Origin of the sequence: Corynebacterium sp. HMSC066C02 (genome assembly GCF_001814945.1) — a bacterium.
GTDB classification, from domain to species: domain Bacteria; phylum Actinomycetota; class Actinomycetes; order Mycobacteriales; family Mycobacteriaceae; genus Corynebacterium; species Corynebacterium aurimucosum.
Window position 1 is genome coordinate 97,211 of record NZ_KV818463.1, and the last position, 11,289, is coordinate 108,499.

At 57.0% G+C, this 11,289-nt stretch carries 11 protein-coding genes and 1 tRNA gene; 2 read left to right on the forward strand and 10 right to left on the reverse strand.

The window, feature by feature from the left end:
• Positions 1-6 precede the first annotated feature (6 nt).
• From HMPREF2996_RS12485 to HMPREF2996_RS08590, 8 genes are all read right to left on the reverse strand, one after another.
• The gene (locus tag HMPREF2996_RS12485; protein WP_083313801.1) at positions 7-675 is read right to left on the reverse strand and encodes a DUF3558 family protein; all 669 of its coding nucleotides are present in this window, start codon (positions 673-675) and stop codon (positions 7-9) included.
• Between the two features lie 840 nt (positions 676-1,515).
• A complete protein-coding gene (locus HMPREF2996_RS08560) occupies positions 1,516-2,316 on the reverse strand; it encodes a Bax inhibitor-1/YccA family protein (protein ID WP_070646298.1) in 801 nt (266 codons plus the stop codon).
• 1,035 nt (positions 2,317-3,351) lie between these two features.
• Positions 3,352-3,428, reverse strand: a tRNA-Leu gene (locus HMPREF2996_RS08565).
• A gap of 78 nt (positions 3,429-3,506) precedes the next feature.
• Positions 3,507-4,469 (reverse strand): Ppx/GppA phosphatase family protein, encoded by a 963-nt coding sequence (locus HMPREF2996_RS08570; protein WP_070646294.1) that lies wholly within the window; start codon positions 4,467-4,469, stop codon positions 3,507-3,509.
• A 16-nt stretch (positions 4,470-4,485) separates the two neighbouring features.
• Positions 4,486-5,034: a DUF501 domain-containing protein gene (locus HMPREF2996_RS08575; RefSeq protein WP_070730953.1), complete on the reverse strand. Its 549-nt coding sequence runs from the start codon at positions 5,032-5,034 to the stop codon at positions 4,486-4,488.
• Positions 5,035-5,068: 34 nt separating this feature from the next.
• Positions 5,069-5,572 (reverse strand): FtsB family cell division protein, encoded by a 504-nt coding sequence (locus HMPREF2996_RS08580; protein WP_070646291.1) that lies wholly within the window; start codon positions 5,570-5,572, stop codon positions 5,069-5,071.
• A 235-nt stretch (positions 5,573-5,807) separates the two neighbouring features.
• Positions 5,808-7,085, reverse strand: coding sequence for a phosphopyruvate hydratase (eno, locus tag HMPREF2996_RS08585; protein WP_070730955.1), 1,278 nt, complete (start codon positions 7,083-7,085; stop codon positions 5,808-5,810).
• Between the two features lie 142 nt (positions 7,086-7,227).
• Complete coding sequence (locus HMPREF2996_RS08590; protein ID WP_070730956.1) at positions 7,228-8,019, reverse strand: lysozyme family protein; 792 nt, start codon at positions 8,017-8,019, stop codon at positions 7,228-7,230.
• A 239-nt stretch (positions 8,020-8,258) separates the two neighbouring features.
• Here HMPREF2996_RS08590 and HMPREF2996_RS08595 point away from each other — a divergent pair, with 239 nt between their 5' ends.
• Entirely contained in the window at positions 8,259-8,681 is a 423-nt protein-coding gene (locus HMPREF2996_RS08595; RefSeq protein WP_070447076.1) for a hypothetical protein, read from the forward strand.
• Here HMPREF2996_RS08595 and HMPREF2996_RS08600 read toward each other — a convergent pair.
• Positions 8,678-9,295 carry a MazG nucleotide pyrophosphohydrolase domain-containing protein gene (locus HMPREF2996_RS08600; RefSeq protein ID WP_070730958.1) on the reverse strand — a complete coding sequence of 206 codons (618 nt, stop codon included), beginning with the start codon at positions 9,293-9,295 and terminating at the stop codon, positions 8,678-8,680. The two genes, HMPREF2996_RS08595 and HMPREF2996_RS08600, sit on opposite strands and share 4 nt — an antisense overlap.
• Before the next feature lie 81 nt (positions 9,296-9,376).
• On the opposite strand from HMPREF2996_RS08600, the gene HMPREF2996_RS08605 reads away from it, so the two are divergent.
• Entirely contained in the window at positions 9,377-10,864 is a 1,488-nt protein-coding gene (locus HMPREF2996_RS08605) for an amino acid permease (RefSeq protein ID WP_070730964.1), read from the forward strand.
• On the opposite strand, the gene HMPREF2996_RS08610 is transcribed toward HMPREF2996_RS08605, so the two are convergent.
• Positions 10,861-11,286 (reverse strand): hypothetical protein, encoded by a 426-nt coding sequence (locus HMPREF2996_RS08610; RefSeq protein WP_246823020.1) that lies wholly within the window; start codon positions 11,284-11,286, stop codon positions 10,861-10,863. The genes HMPREF2996_RS08605 and HMPREF2996_RS08610 overlap by 4 nt on opposite strands.
• Positions 11,287-11,289 lie beyond the last annotated feature (3 nt).

Genomic DNA, 11,289 nt, shown 5'->3' on the forward strand with positions numbered 1-11,289 from the left:
CCCTTATTAAGTAAGATTCACAAGAATTTCTTCTGCTTGTTCGCACTGCTCTATTTGGTTTGAGTAGTCAGAGAGAAGGCTGTAGGAAACGGTGATCAGGCCACGCTCAGTTGAGAGGTTTAGCGAGCACATCGACTCCCCTGAGAATTGATCTTCAAACGCGACAGCTGGAATGCGCCTTCCCTCATAGATCACCCTCCTGCCCTGCGCTTCTTCAACCTCCGAAGTGGCCGTATCACTGCTCGCGAGGTTTACTACCCCTTCTGCCCCTTCCATTTGATGGCCGAATGAACAAAAGATCGTGTCTCTTTCGTGAAATTCTTGCCCCGCGATGCGAGAGAGCCCTACCCTTTGTAAGTCTTCGTCAGGGATTTCCCGACAAGGATCAAACAACTGGAAGCCTTCAGCATGTCGATCAAATTCACCGAGCGGCGGCAGCACCCCATCTCCCGCACGAGGCTCGCCGCGTGAAGCCTGATCCTCTCGCGACCTCGTGGCGGTGGCATCAGCGACCCCCGAGTCCCCTGAGCCACCGCCGGTGTTATCGCCAGGAACATTGTGAAAGTCCCCCGGATTATCACCATGGTCGCGAGCACCTAGACCTAGCGGAGATGCACAGTTTGACAGCACCCCGATACAAACTGCCACCAGCACTAGGCCCCCGATTCGCTTCATGGTTTCCTTTCAACCAATTTTCCTGACCATCAGAAGCCCCTCGCTGAAGCTGAAAGCTTCGAGCGGCTTCTGCGACCAGAATGCATGAGAACTATCAAGATGTCGCGCCAGAGCCAAATAAGATTCATGCAATATTTCCTGACAGAACGCCCATTCGACGAAATTAATAGAACTTTTATAAATAATCGCTGGTCGTAGCCTGTAAGAAATTTGGACGCCAGCAGTGATCTACATGTGACCGAGCTGCCGATTATAACCAAGTGGGGGTCCCCTAATTACAACACTGTTAACTTTCGGGTGTCGTTTTTCCAATCGGAAAGCAGGAAGCCAACCACCTCAGATGATCCCACTAGACAACATCTCAAGCTCCGCTTAAAAGCCCAGCTAGTTCCATCGACACGCAAGGAAGTGGCAATAGCACAACAACGCGACACTGCGGTTTAGTAACAGTCACACCATTGCCAGCAGACGAGCGGCAACCCGCATAACCCCTGATTGACTTCTCTCAAGCTTCGATAAATCGAACATTTCGCCCATAGCCACCAGGAGAACCTTTGGCTTCACAAGCATAACTACGTGGATGGCCATCCACGTAGCGCGGGGAAAATGACTAACGCACCGAGCGGAATCAATACACAATCACACACGGGACTGTAGGAACATTCGTGCTAACCGCTGGCTAGCTTCAACGGTTTTAGCACTGAGGCGAAAGAAAGAACGCTCTGCCTATAGCCGGCGCTGTGCCCAATAGAAGGTTCGCGGCTCAGAAAAGAAACCGGTGGCCGGAACCACAAAGATTGTGGTTCCGGCCACCGGTTCGCAATAGCGTTATGAGACTGATTAGTCCCTAAAGTAGCTCAGCAGACGAAGAATCTCGGTGTAGAGCCAGACCAAGGTCACAGCCAGACCAAGAGCGATACCCCAGGCGTACTGAGCCGGAGCGCCCTGACGGATAAGGCGATCAGCTTGGTCGAAGTCCGTCATGAAGGACAGCGAAGCCAAGACGATGCAGACAAGGGAGAAGATGATGGCGAGCATGCCGCCATCACGCAGCGGGTTGAAGCCGAAGAAAATAGCACCCAACATGTTACCCAGCGCCAACACTGCCACACCGGCAATAAGACCGAACATGATTTTGTTGAACTTCGGGGTGACCTTGACCGCACCGGTCTTGTAGACCATCAGCATGCCGATGAACACACCTACAGTGCCCATGATGGCCTGACCGATAAGCGCCATACCATCGGAGTTACCGAAGGATACGCCAGCGAACATGAGCGAGAAGCCGCCCACGAAAAGGCCCTCAAACACGGCGTAAATCAACGTCGCCGCAGCGGAACCAAACTTCTTGCCAAACGTTGAGACGAGAACAGTAATGAAACCGCCCAGCGCACCAACCAGGGTAAGAATCATCGCAATGCCCGGGTTAATCAACTCACCAATGGCGAAGTTAAGTACGGCCATAACGATGATGACGCCAAGAGTAATACCAGTCTTGGTCACGACATCATCAACCGTCAGCGGACGATCGGCGCTACGGTTTCCTTGGTTAAACGGATTGTCGCTCTGACCGTAGGGGTTAACCTGGGTCTGACTTTGGCTGGACGAGAGGGAACTCATGACGGGGTTGCTAGAACGCACGCGAATCCCGATTCCTTTCACAGTCGTTCTCTAAAAAGCGGCCACTCGGGGCCGCCTTGTCTTTCACTTCACTAGGATCAACGCTCCCCATCGCTAGGAAGTTCCCAAAATCCCAAAATTCGCAAAATTATCCCCGCTTAACAGGGACACGCCGCTGGGCACTGTGTTTGACCGATAGGCGTGGCGGCCGGCGATACTTAGTGCGCGTAGTTGTCAGGATCTTAACTTGTTCCTCGCGCACCAATTGCGAAGGGCTACTATTCAATCATCTGGCTATCTCCTTCGCGAAAGAGGACACCCCGTGAAAAAGCTTCCTTTAATGTTCACCGCCATTGCTGTTGCCCTTAGCGGATGTAGCCATGACACTGAGCCTGCTCCTGCCCCAACTAGTACCAGCATCACGAGCACCACCGAGGAATCCTCGACTGCAGGAACAGTTGAATCCACCGAACCATCAATCACGTCTGAGGAATCTCAACCTGAGCCGGTCCATCCTGAAAACGATGCGCCCATAGCCGAGCAGGCCACACTAGAGCCCACCGTTATCGAATGCCTTGAGGGGGCACCCGGCCCAGCCCGCTGGTCTGATGGCACTGTGTCCTACTCCCAGTGGTGCTTCGATACCCGAGGCGGCGAGCAGTACCTCGAGAATGAGCACCAAGCCGGACTAGTAGAAACTGAGGAATGCGTTGGACCAGCGGCAGTGTGTGGATACGGCACTGCAGATAATGGCGCCCGAAACCCAACCTCGGGCGAAATTCAGACTTACCATGGCTGTCAAGACGGATACATTAATGACCCATATCTGTGCTCCGCGACAAAAGATGTAGTCCACGCCGCCGACCCAGACGGCTCGATCTATTAGTAGGTAAGTGCATCCGTCGCAATGATGGGTGAAGCTCGTGCCTTTTCCTAGGTTCTCAGAACAAATACGGCAGTTGGACGCTGCGAGGGCGAGTAAAACCAACCTTGCTTGGCATCCCAAGCTGGCACTGAAGGTTTTCCGCCCTTGAGCTGGTCCTTTAAGGGTTGTAGTGGTGCCCCCACTGGGACTCGAACCCAGACTGAATCGATTTTAAGTCGACTGCCTCTGCCGATTGGGCTATGGGGGCCAAACCGTGCCCACTTATCTTAGGGCACGGATAGTCATGAACTGAAAATAGGGTCGGCTTCTGCGTAGCCTTCCGGCCTTAGCCCGCTAGTTTTGCTGCAAGGCCGGTAATGATGCCATCGAGGATGTCTTTCTCACTGATGAAGAAAGAACGTGCCTCGCTATTGCGTTCAATCATCGTCATGATGCCCTCGACTGCCACGCATCCACCGCCAATGACATCCGCGCGTCCAGGGTGGATGACGGGGTTGAGAGCGCGAACATCCGAAGGCAGACCAATCATCTGTCGGGTGAGCACCCGCAGGGCGTCGAAACGCAGCTCGGAGCCATGAATGGAATCGGCATCGTAGCGCTCCATTCCCTGGGCCAGCGCGGAAAGAGTCGTAAACGTACCGGCGCAGCCAACGAAGGTCAGGGCTTTATCGATAGGAACGATCTTCTCGACTTCGGCCATGCGCTCAGCCACATAATCCGTAGCGATCTCAATTTCCGCTTCGGTGGGCGGATCATTGCGCATGATGCGCTCGGTAAGACGCACACATCCCATTTGTGCCGAGTGGGAGCCGAGAATCTCACCGTCGATGGTGCCAACGACGAACTCCGTCGAACCACCACCCAAATCGATAACGCAATATGGGCCCTCTTCAGAATGCAGGTCCCCCACCGCGCCGGTAAAGGACAGCAGTGCTTCCTCCTCGCCGGAGATAACCTCCGCACGAGCACCAGGCTGGACTTGACCGAGCAGTTCTTCAGTCATGTCAAAGAATTCGCGGTGATTTTTGGCATCGCGGGTGGCTGAGGTGGCCACCATCCGCACGCGCTCAACCTTCTCAAACTTCATCTGTTTGACGTAGCCCTCGAGCGCCGCGCGGGTCCGCGCAAGGGCCTCTGGTTCAAACTCGCCGGTGGCGTCGACGCCCTGTCCGAGACGAACGATCTCCATCGTGCGGGAGATATCGCGGATCTTTCCATCTTCCTGAATCTCACTGATAAGCAGGCGGATGGAGTTGGTTCCGCAGTCGACAGCAGCGACGCGTGTCATAAGGCTAGCCTTTCTCTTAACCGGCGTTAGAAAAATCGAACTGGGCCATATCAATGCCCAGGTCCCCCACGGTGGGCCAATCCTCTGGGATGGCGCTTCCTCGAAGTTTACCGTGTTCTGCGGCCATCGCTACGGCTTCGGTGCCGAAACGTACGCGGCCTGGCCCCTCCGCCAGGGCGTACGCAATGAGGACGTGAAGGCACTTCACGCGCTCAGGCATGCCACCACCGGAAAAGTCAGTACCTAGGTCTTCCATGGCGTTGCGGGTTGCCAGGTAGTGTTCATGCGCGGCTTGATAATCCTTCTGCAAGTCCTCGCCCTCTGCAAGACGCTGCTCCATCCATTTCATGACATGGGCAACCTCAAGGCGCGATGCCTCAGCAGTCAAGCGCGGATCGGTGAGGTAATAAAGGGTGGGAAACGGGGTGCCGTCGGGAAGCTTAGGCGCGGTCTTAATCACCGCCGGGGCTCCGTCCGGAGTGCGGTATGCAATGTCCACGACGCCGCGTGGGGTGCGGCCCAGTTGTTCGCGGACGACTTCAAGATCAGCATCGGTCACGGTCATAGGAACCATTGTGACACGGAGGAATGGTTGAGTCCTATTCAGCAGGGGCTTGCGGTTGATTCTCTGCTTCTTCCGCTACAGAATCCCACAACACCGCGTACCACTCGCGGTCATCGGTATCCTCGCGACGCTCCGAGGTTACCGTGTCACCCGAGTCCATGCGCGGATCCATAATGCGGAAGGCCGTTTCACCCTCATCCATCACACCGAACCGGCGACGCGCCTCTTGCTTGACGTACTCCTCCGAGTTGTACTTATCAATCTCGGTGAGGAGCTCATCCTTATGGGCCTGCTTGGCGGCAATAGAGCTTTCTAGGCGGGCAATTTCTGACTGGCCGTGGTAGTAATTGCGCAGCGGGACAGCAATGGATAACAAGACTACGAGAATAACGGCAATGATCACACCGACGCCCAGAATGTCCAGGCCTTTAGGCTGGACCGGGGTCTTCTTCCGCTTGGTGCGCTGCGCATCGCGGGCACGCGTGTGTACCGGAACGGTGTTCCGGCGCTTCGTACGAGGAGAAATAGTGCGTGCCATCGGGAAGCCATTGTATCCCGGACCGGCCCCAGTGCTGTGCGGCGCGCGTCGTGTCTCAGAAATAACACGTGTCACAGAAGTTCAAATTCCGTTCCGGTACGTGCTCCGCGTCAACTTGGGCTCTGCAGCTACCCTCCCAACGCAAAAGGTGCCACAGTTTCCTGTGACACCTTCTGAACTAGCGCTAGCTCAGCGGACAGTCCGAGAAGACTGCCACTAGAGGCTAGTGGCAAACTTAGCCCTGAAAGCGCGGAAATGCGGAGCGGCCGGCGTAAACAGCGGCATCGCCCAGCTCCTGCTCAATACGCAGCAGCTGGTTGTACTTGGCTACGCGCTCAGAGCGGGCCGGAGCACCCGTCTTGATCTGGCCACAGTTCAGGGCGACTGCGAGGTCAGCAATGGTGGTGTCCTCGGTCTCACCGGAGCGGTGGGACATCATGGTGCGGTAGCCGTTGCGGTGAGCCAGCTCGACGGCATCAAAGGTCTCGGTCAGGGTACCAATCTGGTTGACCTTGACCAGCAGAGCGTTAGCAGCCTTCTTGTCGATACCCTCCTGGAGGCGTGCCGGGTTGGTGACGAAGAAATCATCGCCGACGATCTGAACCTTGTCACCGATAGTCTCGGTGAGCTTGGTGTAGCCCTCCCAGTCATCTTCCTGCAGCGGGTCCTCAATGGACACGATCGGGTACTTAGCAACGAGCTCCTCGTAAACCTTGGCCATCTCCTCAGCAGTGTGCTCGCCGCCCTCGAAGTGGTACTTACCGTCCTTGAAGAACTCGGAGGAAGCAACGTCTAGTGCCAGAGCAACGTCCTTGCCCGGCTCGAAGCCAGCCTTCTTGATTGCGTCAACGATGAGGTCGAGCGCTGCCTTGGTGGACTCGACAGACGGAGCGAAGCCACCCTCGTCACCCAGACCGGTGGACAGGCCCTTGTCCTTGATGACGTTCTTGAGTGCGTGGTAAACCTCAGTGCCCTGACGCAGCGCCTCGGAGAAGGACTCCGCGCCAATCGGAGCGATCATAAACTCCTGGACGTCCACGCCGGAGTCAGCGTGGGAGCCACCGTTGAGAATGTTCATCATAGGAACGGGCAGGACGTGGGCGTTCGGGCCACCGACGTAACGGTAGAGCGGCAGGCCAGCGGACTCGGCAGCGGCCTTAGCTGCTGCGATGGAAACGCCCAGGATGGCGTTGGCGCCGAGGCGAGACTTGTTCTCAGTGCCGTCCAGCTTGAGCAGGGCCTGGTCAATGAGACGCTGGTCATCGGCCTCGAAGCCGGCAAGTTCATCAGCGATCTCTTCGTTGACGTTCTCAACGGCCTTAAGAACGCCCTTGCCCAAGTAGCGGTCACCACCGTCGCGCAACTCGTGAGCCTCGTGAACACCGGTGGAAGCGCCAGACGGAACGCCGGCGACACCGCGTGCGCCATCGTCGAGGAAGACTTCAGCCTCAACGGTGGGGTTGCCGCGGGAATCAAGAATTTCGCGTGCCATTACGTGGATGATGTCAGCCATGCTGCTTTCACTCCTATAGAGCCAAATTGATCTTGGTTTGTGTTCTGGGAGGTGCTCCCAAACCACCTGCAGCCAATTGTTCCAGAAAACTTCGGAACGTGTCGGGCTTAAACGGACAACGTGACAAAGATCTAGGAAGAGACTAGGACGTCGCAGGCTGTTCAATGGCGTAGGAATTCGCCGCTGCCGCCACTTTACGCAGGTAGTCCTCCGATTGGTTGTAGTTGAGGACGGCTGAGCGCCAGCCTTCCGGCGTGGAAAGGTCCCTATCCCCAAAACACAACAATGCGGCGGCACCTAGCGCAGCATCATCAATCTGGTTGGGATCAGCCACCCCATCGCCATTGGCATCACGACCTAAATGCTCCCACGAAGAAGCGATAAATTGCATCGGTCCGACGGCGCGATCAAAGTCGGTATCGCCGTCAATCACGCCGCCATCACTATCCGGAACCATGGTGGTGTTGTTCGTACCATCGAGAGGTATACCCACGATGGGTGGGTCGGGGTAGCCGTTCTCATCGAGTGTAGAACGGTGAAAGAGATTGCCGTTATAGGTCCCGTGACGGCTTTCAACCCAACCGATCCCCGCAAGGGTATTCCAGCGCAGATTACAGTTCGGCCAGGACTCCCGCGCAATCAACTCCGCATTGCCATAGGCCCGCAAAGCTTGATCGGGGATGCTGGTGGCATCAGCAAGCTGGTCGGACCACCACGTCAATTTATCCGCCGTGCGCCCCGGACCGTCGACATCAATATTGGGCACTTCTACCCCGCCGACCGGTGGAAGATCCTCTGGGACAGGGGAAAGCTGCCGGAACGGGGATGGCTTATCCAGGAAGGAAAGACTCCAGGCCACCAGGGAAATGATCAGAATGATGGCTAAGACAATTCCAAGGCCACAGCCCCCGCTCCTCCTAAGCCCCTGCGTCATAAAAGTGAATCCTACAGCCCGTTGCGCGAAGGGGGTCTAGCGACACAGAGGGCGCAACGAGGCGACTATATAGGCACGACCTACGAAATTTGCGAAACAAAAGTTATGTCAAAATGTTCCCACGCGTAACATTCTGCGCTACACTGCAGCGTTGAACAGAGAGCCGAGGCCCCGCTGGTGCTCCACGTTCTATCACTGTCCGTTCTAGAAACGTGCTTTTCTCTTAGTCAAGGAGTTCCATGTCCATCCGTCGTATCCTCGCTACTGCTTCCGCCATTGTTACTCTGGGTGCCATCGCACCCGCTACCGCCTCCGCCGCTTCCCTCACTGAGCTGGGCGGCTTCCTTTCCCAGGGCATCCAGTCGGCTGACTGCAACACCCTGCGCAGCACCCTCACACTCATCGATCAAAGCACCGAAGGCGAGCTTCTGACTCCGGATACCACCCGCAACCAGCTTTCAAAGAACCTCACTGCACTGGGCAACTCCAAGGAGCTCGGTCCGCTGGCTTTCGCCGCTGTGAAATACGCCGGCCAGACCGCTGACCGCGCTCTCGAGTGCAAGATTGTCAAGGAAGACACCATCGCCACCGGCGGCACGGGCCTGTCCTCCAAGATTGCGGACTACGCTCCCCTACTGTCCTCCATGATCCAGAAGGGCTAGTCCTTCTTTTCTCGGGCCTTACCTTCGGCCCACAAGCGCTCCTGTTCCTCTACCCCCACGATGTCCTCTGAGCCATCAAAAAGGTAGGGCGCGCGGGAGCGCATTTTGTTGACGAAAGACATCGCAACATCATCAAGGTTGAAGGCCCCACGGCGTGCCGCGATTTCGGCGTGGAAGAGGATCTGCAGGAAGACATCGCCCAATTCCTTAAGCAGCTCAGCATCCGAAACATGTTCCCGCACTGCCTCTGCAAACTCAGCGGACTCTTCCTCCATATATGGCAGCAGGGTCTCGTGGGTTTGGTCGCGCTCCCACTCCCCTATGCGCCGCGCGCGCATCATCACCTCGCGCGCCCGCCACATCGGATCCTCTAAGGAAGGGGCGAGGATGAGCTCCGCGTGGGCGTCGATAAGCGCGCGCACCTGCGGATGGGAGGGGTCCGTGCTCACCACAACACCGTGGCCTGCAGGATCCTCACCGCTCAGTAACTGGTCGAAGTCCCAGCGAACTTTCACAGGAACTTCATCGGTAAAAACAACAGGTCCCTGCAGTTTTCCAACGGCCTCCATGGGTATTAGGGTGGGCCAGCGCGGATCTAACAACAGGACAGTCATAAACAACGAGTATAGGTCCCGGGCCCTATGAACATTCGCTGCAGTTGCACAAAAGCCCGCCTAAAGGGGTACTTTTAACCAATGACCACTTCCAATCTCACCGAATCGCCGCGCACGCACTCCGTGACGCTGTGGACGCTCGTCGCGCTCATCATCGGTTCCACGGTGGGCGCCGGAATTTTCTCTCTTCCGCAAAACATCGCCTCCGTGGCCGGCCCTGGTGCCATGCTCATCGGCTGGCTCATTGCTGGCGTGGGCATGCTCTCTGTTGCCTTCGTTTTTCAGATCCTGGCTCACCGCAAGCCACATCTCGACTCCGGCGTGTACTCCTATGTCCGTGCCGGCTTGGGTGATTTCATCGGCTTTACCTCTGGTTGGGGCTACTGGCTCGGCTCCGTGATGGCGCAGGTGGGCTACGCCACCCTATTTTTCAACACTATCGGCCACTACGTCCCTTTCTTTGACGCCGACCACCGCTGGGTTTCTGCCATCGCAGTGTCTTTGTTGTCCTGGGGTATCTTTGCTGTTCTCGCACGCGGGATTAAGCAGGCGGCCATCATGAACATGGTGACGTCCGTAGCCAAGATTGTGCCCATCCTGGCCTTCATCATCATCCTCGCTTTCGTGGGTTTCAGCTGGGACAAGTTCACCTTGGATATCTGGGGCAAGACTTCCGATAAGTCCCTCTTCGAGCAGGTACAGGGCATCATGCTCTTTACCGTGTGGGTCTTCATCGGCGTAGAGGGCGCATCCGTGTACTCGAAGCAAGCCCGCACCCGTTCCGACGTCGGCCGTGCCACCGTCATCGGCTTCATCAGCGTCTTGGCGCTGCTGGTCTCCGTGTCCACGCTGAGCTTCGGTGTACTCACCCAGGAGGAGCTCGCCGCGCTGCCGGATAACTCGATGGCCTCCGTGCTCACCGCCGCCGTGGGTGAATGGGGTGGTGCGCTCATCTCGCTTGGTCTGTGCCTTTCTGTGCTCGGCGCCTACGTGTCCTGGCAGATGCTGTGCGCGGAGCCAATCGTCATGATGGCTGTCGATGGTCTTCTCCCCCGCAAGATCGGTACCGTGAACATCGCCGGTGCGCCGTGGGTGGCGCAGCTGATTTCCACGCTGACGATTCAACTCTTCGTCATCGTCTTCTTCCTCAACGAGACTTCCTATAACGCCATGGTGCAGCTGGCCACCATCATGTACCTGCTGCCCTACATCTTCTCCTCGCTGTACTTGGTCCTCTTGGCCGTGCGCGGCAAGGGGCTGACTCACCCGCATGCCGGGGTGCGCTTCGATATTTCAGGCCCGGAGGTGAGCCGTCGCGAGAACCGCCGCCACCTCTTCATCGGCCTCGTCGCCTTTATCTACTCACTGTGGCTCATCTACGCCGCCGACCCGGTCTACGTGCTGCTTGGTGCGCTGGCCGTGGTCCCCAGCATGATTCCTTACGTGGCCACCCGCCTGTACAAGAAGGAGCGCGTGTTCAACACTTTTGAGTGGTTCGTGGTAGCGCTGGTGATTATCGGCGCAGTGGCCGCGGTCTGGGGCTTGGGCACCGGCCGCTTGGTGCTCTAGAAGACCTCAGGCGCCGAGCGATGCGATAACACCGCATAGGCGATGCAGCTCACTAGCCACAGCACATGACCAATGGCGCTGACGATGAGGAAGAGGCCACCAGTCATAGAGGCCGCTTCCTCGTTGCCAAACCACCACGTCGGAACGGTGGCTGGTCCGACGTCCCCAAAATCCGGCAGGTTGGCGTTTCCCACGATAAAGCCGATGAACACTAAGGCCATCGACACCCACGCCCACCCCAGCTTGCTTGTGTAATCACCGCGGATAAACAGCGGGAGCAAACCGAGCAGCACCCAGACACCAACCAGGATTATCCCGAACATCATCAACATGAAGGTGAGCCAGCCACCGTTCTCACCACTGAACTTGATGACCAGCGAGACGGGGATGCTGAGCAGCGAGGCAGCCATCCACACCGCCACTAA